This window comes from Thiorhodococcus minor (assembly GCF_010820565.1).
GTDB lineage: Bacteria > Pseudomonadota > Gammaproteobacteria > Chromatiales > Chromatiaceae > Thiorhodococcus > Thiorhodococcus minor.
In genome coordinates this window covers 1-16205 of the sequence record NZ_JAAIJQ010000065.1, presented here as the reverse complement: position 1 = coordinate 16205, position 16205 = coordinate 1, and the positions used below count along the sequence as shown (strand labels likewise).

At 66.0% G+C, this 16205-nt stretch carries 13 protein-coding genes; 12 read left to right on the top strand and 1 reads right to left on the bottom strand.

Going from position 1 to position 16205, the window contains the following annotated elements:
* Positions 1-109: 109 nt before the first annotated feature.
* From G3446_RS18585 to G3446_RS18575, 3 genes are all read left to right on the top strand, one after another.
* On the top strand, positions 110-1294 hold the full coding sequence (locus G3446_RS18585) for an ATP-binding protein (protein ID WP_164454332.1): 1185 nt from the start codon (positions 110-112) through the stop codon (positions 1292-1294).
* Positions 1291-2274, top strand: coding sequence for a ParA family protein (locus G3446_RS18580; protein WP_164454331.1), 984 nt, complete (start codon positions 1291-1293; stop codon positions 2272-2274). Before G3446_RS18585 ends, G3446_RS18580 begins: the two co-directional genes overlap by 4 nt.
* 165 nt (positions 2275-2439) lie before the next feature.
* The gene (locus G3446_RS18575) at positions 2440-4701 is read left to right on the top strand and encodes an NADP-dependent malic enzyme (protein WP_164454330.1); all 2262 of its coding nucleotides are present in this window, start codon (positions 2440-2442) and stop codon (positions 4699-4701) included.
* A 308-nt stretch (positions 4702-5009) separates the two neighbouring features.
* Here G3446_RS18575 and G3446_RS18570 read toward each other — a convergent pair whose 3' ends face one another.
* On the bottom strand, positions 5010-7019 hold the full coding sequence (locus G3446_RS18570; protein WP_164454329.1) for a putative bifunctional diguanylate cyclase/phosphodiesterase: 2010 nt from the start codon (positions 7017-7019) through the stop codon (positions 5010-5012).
* Between the two features lie 41 nt (positions 7020-7060).
* Here G3446_RS18570 and G3446_RS18565 point away from each other — a divergent pair, with 41 nt between their 5' ends.
* The 9 genes from G3446_RS18565 to G3446_RS18525 all read left to right on the top strand — a co-directional run bounded on the left by G3446_RS18565 (position 7061) and on the right by G3446_RS18525 (position 16129).
* The gene (locus G3446_RS18565; protein WP_164454328.1) at positions 7061-7450 is read left to right on the top strand and encodes a hypothetical protein; all 390 of its coding nucleotides are present in this window, start codon (positions 7061-7063) and stop codon (positions 7448-7450) included.
* Between the two features lie 115 nt (positions 7451-7565).
* Positions 7566-7982 (top strand): YMGG-like glycine zipper-containing protein, encoded by a 417-nt coding sequence (locus G3446_RS18560; protein ID WP_164454327.1) that lies wholly within the window; start codon positions 7566-7568, stop codon positions 7980-7982.
* Between the two features lie 306 nt (positions 7983-8288).
* Positions 8289-9191, top strand: a complete 903-nt coding sequence (locus G3446_RS18555) for an alpha/beta fold hydrolase (protein WP_164454326.1) — start codon at positions 8289-8291, stop codon at positions 9189-9191.
* A 202-nt stretch (positions 9192-9393) separates the two neighbouring features.
* Positions 9394-12573, top strand: coding sequence for a hybrid sensor histidine kinase/response regulator (locus G3446_RS18550; protein ID WP_164454325.1), 3180 nt, complete (start codon positions 9394-9396; stop codon positions 12571-12573).
* Positions 12574-12575: 2 nt separating this feature from the next.
* Entirely contained in the window at positions 12576-13670 is a 1095-nt protein-coding gene (locus G3446_RS18545) for a response regulator (protein WP_164454324.1), read from the top strand.
* Between the two features lie 41 nt (positions 13671-13711).
* Positions 13712-14326 (top strand): hypothetical protein, encoded by a 615-nt coding sequence (locus G3446_RS18540; RefSeq protein WP_164454323.1) that lies wholly within the window; start codon positions 13712-13714, stop codon positions 14324-14326.
* Positions 14323-14643: a hypothetical protein gene (locus tag G3446_RS18535; protein WP_164454322.1), complete on the top strand. Its 321-nt coding sequence runs from the start codon at positions 14323-14325 to the stop codon at positions 14641-14643. The genes G3446_RS18540 and G3446_RS18535 overlap by 4 nt, the downstream gene beginning before the upstream one ends.
* Positions 14644-14751: 108 nt before the next feature.
* Positions 14752-15237, top strand: coding sequence for a hypothetical protein (locus G3446_RS28165; protein WP_245232589.1), 486 nt, complete (start codon positions 14752-14754; stop codon positions 15235-15237).
* Positions 15238-15739: 502 nt separating this feature from the next.
* Positions 15740-16129, top strand: coding sequence for a hypothetical protein (locus G3446_RS18525; RefSeq protein ID WP_164454321.1), 390 nt, complete (start codon positions 15740-15742; stop codon positions 16127-16129).
* The last annotated feature ends 76 nt before the right edge of the window (positions 16130-16205 follow it).

The following is a 16205-nucleotide window of genomic DNA, read 5'->3' as shown; positions in this document are numbered from 1 at the left end:
TGGAGTCATGCAATCCGCCCCGAGCCCGCGCAAGAACTACAGTTGCGCGGAAGCAAGGCACGCGCATAGGCCGGCCCCGACATCGCTACTGACAGAGGTTTCGACCGCAATGCTGACCGAGGAGCGACTCACCGAGCTTCTGAACGACCTGGAAGCCGACAACATCGAGCGAACGGAATCCGTGAAGAAGACGGATAAGTTCGCCGAGGCCATTTGCGCCTTTGCCAACGACCTTCCCAACCGACGTCAGCCCGGTTACTTGCTCGTCGGTGCACGCGACGACGGCTCCTTGTCCGAGCTCAAAGTCACCGACGACCTGCTCAAGACGCTCAGCGCGATCCGCTCGGACGGCAATGTCTTACCCCAGCCTGTCCTCAGCGTGCAGAAATACACCCTCCTTGGCGGCGAGCTCGCGGTCGTCGAGGTGCTGCCCTCGGATCTGCCCCCCGTGCGCTTCAAGGGGCGCGTCTATATCCGGGTTGGCCCGAGGAAAGGCATCGCGAACGAGCAGGAAGAGCGCATTCTCAGCGAGCGGCGTGTCGCGCTGGCCCGCAGCTTCGATGCGCGCCCTTGCCGCGAATCCGCGCTGGAAGACCTGGCCTTGGGCCAATTCGACGCCTATCGCCGCGAGGCAATCGACGCAAGCACGGTGGCGGAGAACCACCGCCCGCTCGAGCAGCAACTGGCGTCCCTGCGTCTCTACGACCTGGAGTCCGGGTGTCTCACGCACGCGGGGATCTTGCTGTTCGGGAAGAACCCGCGCTTCTTCCTGCCAGGCGCCTACATCCAGTACCTGCGACTACCTGGCACCGACCTGACCGATCTTCCCGTCGATCAGGCCGAGGTTTCAGGTGATTTGACGAGTATCTTGCGCGAAATGGAGGGCCGTTTACGCCTGCTGATCCAAACCAGCATGCGCCCTGTCGACGGCCTGCAGGAACGACTGCTGCCGGACTACCCGGAATGGGCCTTGCGCGAGCTGCTGATGAACGCCGTGATGCATCGCAACTACGACAGCAACACGCCGATTCGCTGCTACGCCTTTGCGGATCACATCGAAATCCAGAGTCCCGGTGGTCTCTACGGCGAGGCCACGCGCGAGAATTTCCCAACCCGCAACGCCTATCGCAACCCGGTCATTGCCGAAGCCATGAAATCCCTCGGCTTCGTCAATCGCTTCGGCTACGGTGTCCAACGGACCCAAGCCTTGCTCGCCCAGAACGGCAACCCGCCAGCGGAGTTCGAATTCGACGATCACAGCGTGCTCGTCAAGGTCCGCCGGAGGCCGGCATGAAGACGATCGCCTTCTTCAACAACAAGGGGGGTGTTGGCAAGACCTCGCTGGTGTACCACCTCGCCTGGATGTTCGCCGACCACGGCATCGACACCCTGGCCGTCGATCTGGACCCGCAGGCCAATCTCACCGCGATGTTTCTCGACGAGGCCCGCCTGGAGACCTTGTGGCCCGACGACGACCATCCCGATACGGTCTTTGGCAGCATCCGGCCGATCCTCCGCGGGGTCGGTGACATCGCGCCCCCACACGTCGAGCACATCGCCGCACACCTTGGATTGATTACGGGCGACCTGGGCCTGTCGCGATTCGAGGACAAGCTCTCGGATGCCTGGCCGCGCTGCCACAATGAGGACGAGGGCGCCTACAGAACGATGACCGCGTTCCACCGGCTGATCGCGGAAGCTGCGGCGCGTGGATCCGAGCTGGTGCTGATCGACGTCGGCCCAAACCTGGGCGCCATCAACCGCGCGGCCCTCATCGCGTCAGATCAAGTCTGCATTCCGCTCGCTCCCGACCTTTTTTCTCTCCAGGGGCTGAAGAATCTTGGCCCCACCCTGCGCGACTGGGGAAGAATCTGGGGCCATCTGGCAACCAAGGCACCGACGGATCTATCGCTCCCTAAAGGCAGAATGCAACCGATCGGCTACATCGTCATGCAACATGGCTTGCGCGACAGTCGGCCCGTTCTTGCTTATAAGCGCTGGATGGAGCGCATCCCGGGCGTCTACCGGGAGGCCGTGCTGGACAAGGAGGCGCATCCCTACCCAACCGTCGACCGAGACCCCTACTGTCTTTCACTGCTCAAGCACTATCGGAGCCTGATGCCCATGGCAATGGAAGCACGCAAGCCGATCTTCTTCTTGAAGTCGGCGGACGGCGCGATCGGCGCGCATATCGAGGCAGTGAAGAGCTGCTACGCCGACTTCCAAAAGCTGGCGTCGAGGATTGCCATTGAGGCCGGAATCGCCTTTACCTGAGCGGCGGACAGCGGGCGCAGAGCCGCCACCGCTCCCGCCGGACGCCGGACGCCGGACGCCGGACGCCGGCTTTGCAGCCTTATATTGCGCTGCAGCATAATAGCGAGATAACGACGGCCGGAAGACCACCTGTCTCCGGCAAGCGCCACTACCGGAGACCCCCAGATGTCGGAAGAATTCGACCAGAGCGCCCTCGACTATCACCGTTACCCCAAGCCGGGGAAGCTGGAGATCAAGGCCACCAAGCCGCTCGGCAACCAGCGCGACCTCGCGCTCGCCTACTCGCCCGGCGTGGCCGCGGCGTGCCGGGAGATCGAGAAGGACCCGCTCACGGCCTCCGCCTATACGGCGCGGGGCAATCTGGTCGCCGTGATCAGCAACGGAACCGCCGTGCTGGGTCTGGGCGCCATCGGCGGACTGGCCTCCAAGCCGGTGATGGAAGGTAAGGCTGTGCTCTTCAAGCAGTTCGCGGACATCGACGTCTTCGACATCGAGATCGAGGAGCGCGACCCCGAGCAGTTCATCGAGACCGTCGCTCGCCTGGAGCCCAGCTTCGGCGGCATCAACCTCGAGGACATCAAGGCCCCGGACTGCTTCATCATCGAGCGCGCGCTCAAGGAGCGCATGGGCATCCCGGTCTTCCACGACGACCAGCACGGCACCGCCATCGTGGTGAGCGCGGCCATCCTGAACGGGCTGCGGGTGGTCGGGAAAGACATCGGCCAAGTCCGGCTGGTCACCGCCGGTGCCGGCGCCGCAGCGCTGGCCTGCGTGGATCTGCTGGTCGAGATGGGCCTGCCCAAGGAGAACGTCACCCTCACCGACATCGCCGGCGTGGTCTATCAGGGCCGCACCGAGGAGATGGACCCCTACAAGGGCCGCTATGCCGTCGACACGGACAAGCGCAGCCTGGCCGAGGTCATCGAGGGCGCGGACATCTTCCTCGGTCTCTCCGCCGCCGGCGTGCTCAAGCCGCAGTGGCTGGCGCGCATGGCGGAGCGCCCCATCATCATGGCCCTCGCCAATCCCGTGCCGGAGATCATGCCCGACCTGGCCCGCGAGGCGCGCCCGGACGCCATCGTCGCCACCGGCAGGTCGGACTTCCCCAACCAGGTCAACAACGTCCTCTGCTTCCCCTTCATCTTCAGAGGGGCGCTCGATTGCGGCGCGAGCGAGATCAACGAGACCATGAAGATCGCCTGCGTGCGCGCCATCGCCGACCTGGCGATGGCCGAGCCCTCGGACATCGTGCGCGCGGCCTATGGCGGACATCAGCTCCAGTTCGGCCCCGAGTACCTCATCCCCAAGCCCTTCGACCCGCGCCTCATGGAGCACCTCGCCCCGGCCGTGGCCCGCGCCGCCATGGAGAGCGGGGTCGCGACGCGGCCGATCGCGGACCTGGACGCCTACCGCCAGACCCTCGGCCACCGCGCCTACCGCACCGGCATGACCATGAAGCCGGTGTTCGACCAGGCGCGACTGGCACCCAAGCGCGTGGTCTTCGCCGAGGGCGAGGACGAGCGCGTCCTGCAGGTCGCCCAGCAGGCCGTCGCTGAGGGCATCGCGCGCCCCATGCTGATCGGCCGCCCGGAGGTCATCGGCAACCGCTTGGGCGAGCTTGGACTCAGCATCCGCCCGGATCGCGACTTCGACCTCATCGTGCCCTGCGAGAACCCCAATTTCGACAGCCACTGGCAGACCTTCTACGACAAGGTCAAACGCCGCGGCTACGCACCGGACGAGGCGCGCGAGTACATCCGCAACGACCCGACCGTGCTGGCCGCGACCATGGTGCGCTGCGGCGATGCGGACGCCGTGATCTGCGGCCTGGTCGGCCGCTACGCACGCCACCTGAAGCACGTCGAAGAGGCCATCGGCACAGCGCCCGGCGTGCGCAAGCTCACGGCCATGAATGCCGTCGTCCTGCGCTCCGGCCCGCTCTTCATCGCCGACACCTATGTCCAGGCCGATCCGAGCGCCGAGGACCTGGCCGAGATCACCCGCCTCTGCGCCGCCGAGGTGAAGCGCTTCGGCCTGGTGCCCAAGGTCGCCTTCGTCTCGCACTCCAACTTCGGCAGCCACGACGCACCGACCGCCACCAAGATGACGGAGGCCCTGCGCCTGCTGCGCGGCCAGGACCCCGAGCTCGAGGTCGAGGGCGAGATGCACGCCAACCTGGCCTTCGACGCCATCGGCCGCCAGGCGCGCTTCCCGGAGTCCCGACTGGAAGGTCGCGCGAACCTCCTCATCATGCCCAGCCAGGACGCCGCCAACATCGCCTTCAACCTGCTGCGCACCATGAACGAAGGCGCCGCGCTCGGCCCCATGCTGCTCGGCACCACCGCGGCCGCGCACATCCTGACCCCGAGCACCACGGTGCGCGGGCTGCTGAATATGACGGCGCTCGCGGCCGTGCAGGCGGGCTGAGGCCCAGGTCCTCGCGACTGCTAGGGCCGGCTAGGGACGGCTGCCCAGAAACCGCTCCGATCGCGCGATGCTCCAAGCGCCAGGACTGAGGCAACCGCCCCGTCCCGACAGAGCGCCGTCGCCTCGGCATGACCAATCGCCCTGGAAAGCGCTGCCGGCACCAGCCATCGGCTATCGGTTTGCCGAGGTCTTCTGCTCATTGACGCCCTCACCGAGCGGATGCGCTCGGGGAAGACCCGCTCGATGGCGAATCGACGGATTCCAAGGAGCTGACTGCTGGAATCCGAAATCTGACAGCCTTCTCGGACTCAACCCTCTGCAGCCGCCCGGCGAAGATAGGCGAGCAGATCCCGCTCTCCCAAGGGGGCGCTGATGAGGCGGCCCTGGATCAGCCGGCAGCCACAATCGCAGAGACCATCCGCTTGCGCCTGGGTCTCCACGCCTTCGCCGATCACCTTGAGCCCGAGCTTTTCGCCGAGCCGGACGATCGCGCAGACCAAGGCCCCGTCCACGGAATCCTTCGCCAGACCCTGGACCAGGGCCCGATCGATCTTGAGCGAGGATACGGGGGCATGCTTCAGCTTGTGGAGTCCGGCCGTGCCGACACCATAGTGGTCGATGAGGATCGACACCCCCAGCTCGCTCAATGCCTCCAGCGTCTTGAGCTGCGCCTGGGTCGGCGTCGCGAGATCCGCCTCGTACAGCTCGATCGCCAGTCTGGCCGGCGCGAGGCCCGCGCGCGAGAGGATGTCGGCCAGGGTGTCGACGAAGGCGTCTCGCCCCAGACTAGCGGTCGAGAGATTGACGGCCAAGAAGGGCGCGGCCCCGCTCGCGCCCACCCAGCGCACCGCCGCGCCGCATGCCTGCTCGAGAACGAACCGATCCACCAGCCCCATGAGCCCCGCTTCCTCCGCGATCGGCACCAGCTCGGCCGGCTCGCAGCTGCCGAGCTCCGGCGAGTGCCAGCGCAGCAAGGCCTCCAGACCGACCGGCATGGAGCCTCCGATCTCGTGTATCGGCTGGTACTCGAGGAAGAGCTCGCCACGCTCGATGGCCTGTGGCAGCGCCTCCATGAGCGACAACTGGCGCAGGGCACGCCGACTCATGACCGCCCGGAAACGCTGGAAACCGTTGCGTCCCGACTCCTTCGCGCTGTACATGGCCGTATCCGCGCACATGAGCAGACGCTCGCTGGATTCGCCATCGTCGGGATAGAGCGCGATGCCGACGCTCGCCGTCACCCAATGCCGCTGTCCCGCGATCATGAAGGGCTGCGCCAGGCGCTCGACGATCTTGGCGGCGATCCCCTGAGCCGCCTCGGCCTCCCGCAGGGCGGGGAGCAAGAGGAGAAACTCGTCCCCGCCCAGGCGCGCGATGGTATCGCCCGTGCGGCAGCAGCCGGTCAGGCGACGCGCCGCCTCGCGCAGCAGGGAATCGCCGACCGAGTGACCATGGACGTCGTTGACCTGTTTGAAGCGGTCGAGATCGATGAAGAGCACCCCGACGCTCACCCCGGAGCGCGCCGCCTGCGCGATGGACTGCTGCAGACGGTCGATCGCCAGGGTGCGATTGGGGAGCTCGGTCAGGGCATCATAGAGAGCGAGCCGCTTGAGCTGCTGCTCCGCCGCATGGAGCTGCTCGACCTTGCGGGCGAGCAAGAGATTCTTGATGCCTGTACTGGAGAGCTGGCGCGCGATCTCGAAGAGCGCGCTCGCGATGCGGTCGAACTGATCGGCCGGCATCCGGGTGACCTCGGCGAGCGCCTCGCGATAGGCATCCTCGTCGGCGCCGATCTCACGGGCATAGGCCAGCATCCGCGCGGTGTCGACCGGCCCCGACAACACCTGACCGATGAGCCAGTTGCCGACATGGCGCCCGCCGACGACAATGCTCGTGCCGCCATCGATCAGCCCTCCGCTGAGACACGGCTGGACGATTGGGCCCTCGGTGTCGACACGCCCGAGCAAGGCGTCGGAGCGCATGCAGTTGTGAAGGCCGCGCTCGGTCTTGCGGATGATGTCGGCGCAGAGACGGGAAAAGTTGCTCGGACGCGTAAAGGGCCGACCATCCGGGTAGGTAATGATGGAGGCCACGCCCATGGCGAGCGCGAAGGCATCTTGGATGCGCTGCGTCTCTTCGAGGTCGAAGATGTCGTCTAGCCTCAAGTCCTCCGGGAGCGCGTCGAGGGACACGTCCGGCGCGCCATAGAGCGGCAGACGCAAGGCCGGCGAAGCGCCGCCAACCGTGGGCCCAGCCGGCAGCACACCCTCGACCGAGGGATAGCCCCCCGTCAGTCTCCGCGGCTCTTCGCCAGACATGCGCCAGCCCCTCCGGATTCGGTGATCGACTGCCCTCGATCATGCAAGTCGACCGCAAGAGACCGGGCCTTGGCCCAGTCGCCCTTTCTGCGGCCAAGGCCCGGGCAGGCAACAGCTGCCCGGCGGCGCGGGTGGCGCACGGCGGCTCGCTTCGCGATCATGGCGCGCCGCGTCATCATGACGTCCTGCGTGGTCATGTGGGCGGCCCGATGAAAGATAACGGCCGCGTTGACAGCTCTCAAACCGCGATTAGAAGGAGGATTGATCGAGATCAAGATCACTTAAGCCAATATTTCAAAAGAAAATTTCGGCACCCAGACAGCCCTTTCGCGCTGAGCCGCGCCGAGCGAGCAGAGGGCTGCGTCGCCAGTGCGACCGCCAAGCAGACCGAGCCACTCGAAACGCTTGCCGCACGCCAGGGAATCCGCTAAATCTCGTACTTCCACCCCTAAAGACAAGGAGCTTCGAATGCCCCGCAGTCACCGATCAGCGCGAATATTCACAGCGCTCGCCTTCTTAACGGCAGCACTCGCCGGCTGCTCCAGCATGCAGGCCACACCCATGATGCCGACCTACCCGGCACAGATCGGCAGTGGCGGCGTCTCCGCCTCCGAGGACAGTCTCTGTCGCCAGCGCGCCTACCAGGCCGCCGAGAAGGCCAAACAGGACAATGTGAACAAAGAGGTCGCCTTCACCGCGATCGGCACCATCGCGGGCGCCGTCATCGGCAATCAAATCCAAGCCCCGAGCGGCCGCGGCCCACGTCCTGGGCCAGGGCCGAGGGGGCCTGGCGGACCTGGCGGCCGGCCCGGCAAGCCCAAGACACATGACATGGCCGGTGCCGGCGCGGCTGCCGGCGCCGCGACTGGGGCCGCGCTCAGTCAGGGAACCCTGCAGGACACCCAGCAGGTGTACGACATCACCTACAACAACTGCGTTCAGTCCTACATGAGCTACCGCTAGCGCCGCCCCGAGCGGCGGTACCCAGGCGCACGCCCGGCGCCGCGCCTGGGTAGCGCCGTTTCTTCGCCGGACAGAGTCGCCGCCGACCTCGACCCGCGGCGACGCGCACGGCCCCGCCCGCCTTGCACCTGGCGAGCCTGGCTGCTTTGCCGCATCATGACGCCCCCGATCTCCGCGAGTGCTGTGACGTCTTGCTCTATTCGTCAGTGCGCCGGTCGAAAGACCGACGCCTTCCTGGGTAAGATCTCACAGGGTGGATCCACCAATTCTTCGAAGAGGATGCGACATCAGGGGCGCCTAGCTGCTATGGACACCATTCCCGCCTATCAAACCGAGCTTGCCGAGCCCGACAGTCTCTTCATCGAGGTCGGCGGCTTCAGAATCCACTACAAACGCTACGGACAGGGCCCCACGCTGATCCTGCTCCTGCATGGGAGCTTCATGAGCCTGAGGTCATGGCGCGACGTGAGCCTGCCCCTGGCCGAGGAGGCGACGCTGGTCGCCTTCGACCGGCCGGTGTGCGGACTGACGTCGAGACCCCTGCCGAAGGGCTCGGCGCCATCGCCTTACAGTGCCGACGCTCAGAGCGACCTGGTCGCGGACCTGGTGAAGGCGCTCGGCTTCGAGCAGGCGATCCTCGTCGGCAGCTCCACGGGCGGCACCATCGCGGTAATGACCGCGCTGAGACACCCGGAGCGCGTCAAGGGCCTGGTCTTGGTCGGCGCCATGATCTTCAGCGGCTATGCGACCAGCGAGGTCCCTGCGCCTGTGCTCGGCATGATGAAGGGGCTGCGCCCGGTCTTCTCGCGCATCATGAAGCTCATGATCGTCAAGCTGTACGACAAGGCAATCAGGAAGTTCTGGTATCGCCAGGAGCGCTTGCCGGGTGCCGTTATCGCGACCTACAAGCGCGAGTTCATGCTGGGCCCATGGGATCAGGCCTTCTTCGAGCTCTTCCTCGCGACGCGCCGGCTCGATTTGGATGACAAGCTCGCGGACATCGCGGCCCCGACCCTGGTCATGACCGGCGAGCACGACCGCGCCGTCAAGCCGGAAGAGAGCCGCCGTCTGGCGGAAGCCATCCCGGGCGCGCGGCTCGAGGTAATCCCGGATTGCGGCCATCTCCCGCAGGAAGAGCGGCCGGAGGTCTTCGTCGACGCGGTGAGGAGCTTCCTGAGCCAAGAGCGCCTCCTCGCTGCGAACGCCTGAGCCCAGCGGACCTAAGGGTATCAACGGCCATGACGCAGCGCGCTTGCGGCCGCCAGCCGAAGAGGGGTGACCTCGGCCAGAGCGAGCCTAGGCGGCAGCCGCGCCACGGCGGCCGCGGACAGCCCCGCCCCGACGGCCGCCCGGACGCAGCTGGGGTCCGGAAGCCGTCGGCCCAAGGGTCCAAGCGCGGACCTGCGAGCCGATGAGGCTCAGTCGGCTCTCCGTCGTCTTCTCCGTGGCGCTCCTCGTGATGATCGCCATCAACGGCAGCTTCACCCTGCTCGTCGCGCAATCCCATCGGCTCCTGAGTCAGACCCAGGAGCATCGGCAGCGCGCCCTGACCCTGGTGCAGGGACTGAGGGAAGAATCGCAGATGCTCGGGCGGCTGGTCGCACTCTACGCCAACACCGGGGATCCGCGCTTCCTGCTCTACTACTACGACATCCTCGGCATCCGCGAGGGCGAGAAGCCGGCCCTGCCGCACAAGAGCCCCATGATCTACTGGGGCAAGGTCATCGCCGGCGAGGTCGAGCACGGGCTGCCCACGGACGGGACCTTCCAATCGCTTCGAGATCGCATGCGCTCGCTCGGGCTCAACAGCACCGAGCTGGAGGCGCTGAACGCCGTGCTCGCAGCCAACGAATCCCTGAAGGAGCTTGAGCAGATCGCCTTCGCCGCGACCCAGGGCCTCTATGACCCAAAGGCCAAGAGCTTCGTCTCGGACGGCGAGCCCGACCCCGCCTTCGCCCTCGAGCTCATCAACGGTCAGACTTACAACAAGGCCTGGCTGCGCCTCTCCGAGGCCATCGAGAGCCTGCTCACACTCGTGGATGCGCGCACGGGCGACGAGCTGGCCCATGCGCGCGCGCGCCTCCAAGACTGGATCTGGGCATCGAGCATCGGCTTCCTGCTCATGATCGTCTTCGTCGGATTCGGCATCCGCATCATCGCGACCCATGTCCTGCGCCCGGTGAAAGGCCTGCGCACGACGGCCGGCCAGCTCGCCGAGGGGCACTACGACGCCCGCGCCGGGAATCTGGGCGGCGTCGAGGAGCTGCGTGTGCTCGCGGCGATCCTGGACGACATGGCGCGGGCGATCTCGGCCGATATCCGGCACCGGGAGGCCGTACAGGCCGAGCTCGAGGCCGCACGCGCCAAGGCCGAAGCGGCCACGCTGGCCAAGAGCCGCTTCCTCGCCAACATGAGCCACGAGATCCGCACCCCGATGAACGCCGTCATCGGCATGCTGCACCTCGCCCTCGGCACCCAGCTCAGCGGCCAGCAGCGCGACTATCTCACCAAGTCGCAATCCGCGGCCAAGTCGCTCCTGGGTATCCTCAACGACGTCCTGGACTTCTCCAAGGTCGAGGCCGACCGCCTGGAGCTGGACCTAGCACCTTTCCAGCTCGAGCAGATCGTCGGCGAGGCGCTGCTCCTGGTGCAGCAGCGCGCGCAGGAGAAGGAGGTCGAGCTGCTTTTCGACGCCGGCGGACTCTGGCTCATTCGCGAGGGCGGAGAGCTGGTCGGAGACGCCTTGAGGCTGCGTCAAATCCTCGCCAACCTGCTTTCGAACGCCGTCAAGTTCACCGACCAGGGCCATGTGCGCCTGGTGCTGGAGCGGCGTCACGAAGACGCCGGACAGGTCGTCATCCATTTCGCGGTCGAAGACACGGGCATCGGCATCAGCGACGAGCAGCAAGCCCGGCTATTCAAGGAATTCACCCAGGCGGATGGATCGACGACGCGCAAATACGGCGGCACCGGGCTGGGACTGGTGATTTCCAAGCGTCTCGTCGAGCTGATGGGGGGGCGCATGGAGGTGCGGAGCCTGCCGGGACGGGGCTCGACGTTCGCCTTCGAGCTTGCCTTCAAACGCCCGGCCGCAACGCCGACAGCAGCGCAGCTGCCGCCAGCACTGTCGAGCCTGCGCGCCCTGGTCGTCGACGACTATCCGGCGGCGCGCGCCGTTCTGACAGGGCTCTTGTCGCAGCTCTCGATCCAGCGCATCGACCAATGCTCGAACGGCAGATGTGCCGTCGACCATGTCGCGGACGCCTGGGCCAAGGGCACGCCCTATGATCTCCTCATCCTCGATTGGCTCATGCCCGGCATGGACGGCGATGCCGTCCTCGAAGCGCTGCGCGCGCGCGGGGTGCCAGCCCCGAAGGCGACCATCATCGTCTCGGCCTTCGACCTGAGCGGCATCCGCGAGCATGCCCAAGACCTCGGCGCGACAGATTTCATCGGCAAGCCGATCATGCCGCGGGCCTTGCTCGACCGACTCAAGGAGGGCGCGAAGATCGAGTCGCGGAGCACCCACTTCAGTCACGCCGACCCCAGCCTCGATCTGCAAGGCATGCGCGTCCTCCTGGTCGAGGACAACAGCCTGAATCAGCAGCTGGCGAGCGAGCTCATGCGCAAGCGGGGAGTGGATGTCGATGTCGCCAACAATGGCGCCGAGGCGCTCGACCGGCTCGCGATGCTACCGCCAGAGCACTACGCCCTCGTCCTCATGGATCTCCAGATGCCCGTGATGGATGGCTATCAAGCAACAGAGCGTCTGCGCGCTCACCCGAGGTACGAGCATCTGCCCATCGTCGCCATGACGGCGCACGCCATGTCGGACGAGCGCGAGCGCGGACTCGCGCTCGGGATGCAAGGCTATCTCGCCAAGCCCTTCGAGCCGGAAGCGCTCTACGCCATCCTCGCCGAATACCAGGTCGCCGGAGCGGATGCGAGCATCCCCCAGGCGCCCCCTCCGCCGCCGGACAGGGCAAGTCAGAGCGATGATCTCCCGCACATCCCCGGGCTCGACACGCGACAAGGCCTGATGCACGTCGGCGGCAACAGGTCGCTCTACCTGGATCTCCTGCGCAGCTTCGCGACGCAGCACAGAGACGCTCAAGCCAGGCTCGACGGCGATCTCGATCGCCGCGACTGGGAGTCCATGCGACGCTATGTCCATACCGCGAAGGGCTTGGCGGGCACCCTAGGGATGGACGCCGTTGCGGCACGCGCCCTAGAGCTGGAGCGCGCCGCCAAGGCCGCAGACCTGCGGACGCCTACAAAGCTGCGGGATTTCATCCGGGCGCTCGAGCCCATCCTGCGCGGCCTGCGTGCGCTCGAGCCCGCAAGCCCCGCCGCCCCCGCAAGCGTCTCCGCGAGCTCGGGCGACGCCGCCGAGCAGATCGAGCGCATCCGTGCCCTCCTCGCCGAGGGCGACATCGAGGCGACCGACCTCTGGCAGGCGCACTCGGGCTCTATCGCCACGCTGCTTCCCGTTGCGACGATGCAGCGGATCAGCCGCGCCATGGAGCGCTTCGACTTCGACAACGCGCTCGCGCTGCTCGATTCCCTGGATGAGCGCACGAAAGGAGGCTAGGCATGCTGGCGATCGACACCGAGCGCGCGACCGTTCTGGTGGTGGACGACACACCCGCCAATCTGAGCCTGCTCGCGCAAATGCTCAAGACGGACTACCGCGTCCGCATGGCCAACGATGGTCAGCGCGCGCTCGACCTCGCCTTTCAGTCGCCTCCGGACATCATTCTCTGCGACGTCATGATGCCGGGGATGAATGGCTTCGAGGTCTGCCGCCGCCTCAAAGCCAACCCAGCGACGGCACGCGTCCCTGTCATCTTCGTAACGGCGGCCATGGACGTCGAGGACGAGCAGACGGGCTTCGAGGTCGGTGCCGTGGACTACATCCACAAGCCATTGACACCCGCGATCGTCCTCGCACGCCTGCGCACGCACATCCAGATGAAGCGCTGGCAGGACTTCATGGAGAACCAAAGCGCCTGGCTTCAGGAAGAAGTGACCCGGCAGGTCGATCAGGTCCTCCAGCTGCAGGCGGCCTCCATCCATGTCATGGTCTCGCTGGCGGAGTTCCGCGACGAGGAGACCGGGAATCACATCCGCCGGACCCAGGAGTACGTGCGGCTGCTCGGCCGCTGGGTGCTGGGGCACGCCAGCTATCCTGACGCCCTCACGGCCGCCAGTGTCGATCAGATCGCCCAGGCCGCACCACTTCACGACGTCGGCAAGATCGCCATACCAGATCACATCCTGCTCAAGCCCGCACGCTTGACGCCGGAAGAATTCGCTATCATGAAGACGCACTCGACACGCGGCTTCGAGATCCTCGAGCAAGCCCGGAAATCCATGGGCGAAGACAACCCGCTCTTGATCTACGCCTCCGAGATCACGCGGCACCATCACGAGCGCTGGAACGGCAGCGGCTACCCGGATGGCCTGAGCGGCGAGTCGATTCCTCTATCGGCGCGCCTCATGGCGGTCGCGGATGTCTATGACGCCGCACGCTCCTCGCGGCCCTACAAGGAGCCATTCACACACGAGGCCTCGGTTGCCTTGATCGCGGAGGGAGCCGGCAATCACTTCGACCCCAAGATTGCCGATGCCTTCCTGGCCTTGCAGGACGAATTCGCAGAGATTGCCGAGAGATTGGCAGATGATTGACAAGGAGTCCAAATGCTCGCTCGGCCGGCCACGACAGATCGATGAGCCGCCATCCCCGCCTGATCGCCACCGCAACGGCAGCGCTGCTGGCGCTGACGACGCTGCCCGCGGCCGCCGAGATCAACCACGACCTCTCCGGGTTCGGCGCCCTTGGGGGCGCGCTCTCGGATCAGGACTTCATCTATCAGCGCCATATCGACGACAACGGCACCCTGAATCGCGACAGCGTCATCGGCATTCAGCTCGACACCCGGCTGACCGATGCCTGGGGCCTAACCCTGCAGGCCAAGGCGGCGCCGTCGCTGCATAGCGACAACGCCTGGGAGCCGACGCTGACCTGGGCCTTCCTCTCCTGGCGGCCCACCAACGATTGGCTGCTGCGCGCCGGCCGGCTCAGGCTGCCGCTACTGCTCTATTCCGCAAACAACGACGTGGGCGTCAGCTTCGACTTCGCTCGCCTGCCAACCGAGGCCTACTCGCTCACGCCGACGCCCGACGTCAACGGACTCTTCTTTTCCAAGACCTGGCTCACGGACGCCTGGGAGTGGACGCTCGAGGGCTATGTCCGCGCCGCGCACACGGACTGGCGATTCTATGCGCGCGATGGTCTAGAGCCCGCCTTCCCGCCGGCAGCTTCTACGAGGGGCTGGACATGACGCTCGGGGGGCTCGTGCTCTCACTGCGCCTGGACAGCAGCTACTGGCGCCTCGGCCTCCATCACGCGGAGGCCGAGATGGACTACGGCCCGATCTACACCGGATATGACTATGTGCAGGCCGCGCCCGGGATCGGCTATTACCAGACGCTGTCAGAGCTGCCTGGTCCTGGCGTGCCAACCACCGACAAGATCGTGATCAACGTCCTTACGCTCAGCACGGAGGTGGAGCTGCCTCACCGATCGAAGCTGATCGCGGAGTATGTCCGGCGGCGGCTCGAAGACACCGACCTCGGCCCAGATGTCAATGCCGGCTAACTGGCGCTTCTCCACCAGGTCGGCAAATGGACCCGCTAGGTCTACTGGGCCGGAATCCGCACCACGGAAGACGCGCTCGATCTCTACCGGTCGGTCAACCGCACGCGCGTGCCCGCCGATCTACCCAACGCGGAGGTCATCAACGCCGCACAGGTCCTCGGCGCCGACATCTTGGCGGCCTATGATCAGCAGTCCTTCGCAATCGGCGCATCCTACAGCCCGACACCCACGACCAAGCTCAAGGCGGAGTGGACGCATGTGCGAACGGGCGAGGTCTCCAGCTTCGTGGACGTCCCATCCGGCAGCGGAGGAGAGCCCCGATCGGCAGCTCAACGTCTTCTCCCTGTCGCTCAGCTTCATCTTCTGACGATTAGACGACCTGACCACCAGACGATGCGCGGCCTGCTCATCCTGCTCATGCTCTGCGCCCAGCCAGCACTGGCCGGCCCCGCCGTCATTGGGCATCCGGGCATGAAGCCGCTCGACCGCACGACCGTGCAGCGCATCTACACGGACAAGGTGGTGGAGGTCGACGGCAAGCGCGTCACCCCGATCAACCTCCCCCCGGCAATCGTCTCAGAGAGACCTTTCTAGAGACCTACCTCGACCAGGACGACGCCAAGTACATCGCCTATTGGACGGCCAGGCGCTACGTCGGCAAGGGAGCGCCGCCGCGCGAGCTCGAGAGCGTCGAGGCAGTCCTCCGCTATGTCGCGGAGAGCCAGGGCGCAATCGGCTATGCCGACGAGGCGGATGTGACCGCCGACGTCAGCGTCTTGCACGCGCTGCCCTGAAGGGCGCTCAAGACCGCACCGCCAGAGCCATTGCCACGACGAGGAGCAAGCAGCCTTTTTGCCACAGCGCCCATCGAAACAATGTGGGGATCTCGGGAGAGTCAGCCGCCTCAATCTGAGAATAGAAGGCAACAGGACGTCGCCAATCAGGATCTCGGGGAGAATCACGATCGGACCGGCGTCCAAGCCAGTTGGCGGCCGCGCGACGACTTCGAGCTGCGGCTTGGCCGGCTTGGGCTCGACATCTACTTCAACGCCGACTCCAGCAAGGTCGGCTACTCCTACCCCTGGATCCGCCCCCCGTGGAGCTCTACGCCCCCATCCCCTTTACGCACTTCGACGGGGCGGACCTCACTGTTCGGCATCCTTTGGGCGACGGGATGCTCAAAGCCAAGCTCTTCGGAGGCAAGACGGACGAGACCCTCGCCTCGTGGTCGGACTCCGACTACAAGCTCGACGGCGGACTCTGGGGAGGACTGGCGGAGTATCAGCTGCCGAAATTGCTCTTCCGCGCGGGCTTCAGCATCAGCTGGCTCGACGAGGACTTCCCATCGCTGGATCCAGTGCTCGCCGCGCTGCGCGGAAGCGGCGAGCCCAAGGCGATCGCACTCGCGGAGGATCTGCGTCTCAGCCAGGGGGACTATGTCTTCCTGGCTGCCGGGATGGCCTATGAACCTAGATTCGGCAATTAGAACCGGTAGAGTAGAGGCCAGGGTCGCCCCTGGCCCCCCTCGTCAAACGCAGCATGCAGATTTCCCGCACTGCGCT

Excerpts from the sequence above, each read along its gene's own strand:
- G3446_RS18560 (WP_164454327.1), top strand. The coding sequence starts at position 7,566 with ATGCAGGCCACACCCATGATGCCGACCTACCCGGCACAGATCGGCAGT.
- G3446_RS18550 (WP_164454325.1), top strand. The coding sequence starts at position 9,394 with ATGAGGCTCAGTCGGCTCTCCGTCGTCTTCTCCGTGGCGCTCCTCGTG.
- G3446_RS18555 (WP_164454326.1), top strand. The coding sequence starts at position 8,289 with ATGGACACCATTCCCGCCTATCAAACCGAGCTTGCCGAGCCCGACAGT.
- G3446_RS18570 (WP_164454329.1), bottom strand. The coding sequence starts at position 7,019 with ATGTCTGGCGAAGAGCCGCGGAGACTGACGGGGGGCTATCCCTCGGTC.
- G3446_RS18535 (WP_164454322.1), top strand. The coding sequence starts at position 14,323 with ATGACGCTCGGGGGGCTCGTGCTCTCACTGCGCCTGGACAGCAGCTAC.
- G3446_RS18540 (WP_164454323.1), top strand. The coding sequence starts at position 13,712 with ATGAGCCGCCATCCCCGCCTGATCGCCACCGCAACGGCAGCGCTGCTG.
- G3446_RS18585 (WP_164454332.1), top strand. The coding sequence starts at position 110 with ATGCTGACCGAGGAGCGACTCACCGAGCTTCTGAACGACCTGGAAGCC.
- G3446_RS18575 (WP_164454330.1), top strand. The coding sequence starts at position 2,440 with ATGTCGGAAGAATTCGACCAGAGCGCCCTCGACTATCACCGTTACCCC.
- G3446_RS18565 (WP_164454328.1), top strand. The coding sequence starts at position 7,061 with ATGCAAGTCGACCGCAAGAGACCGGGCCTTGGCCCAGTCGCCCTTTCT.
- G3446_RS18580 (WP_164454331.1), top strand. The coding sequence starts at position 1,291 with ATGAAGACGATCGCCTTCTTCAACAACAAGGGGGGTGTTGGCAAGACC.
- G3446_RS18545 (WP_164454324.1), top strand. The coding sequence starts at position 12,576 with ATGCTGGCGATCGACACCGAGCGCGCGACCGTTCTGGTGGTGGACGAC.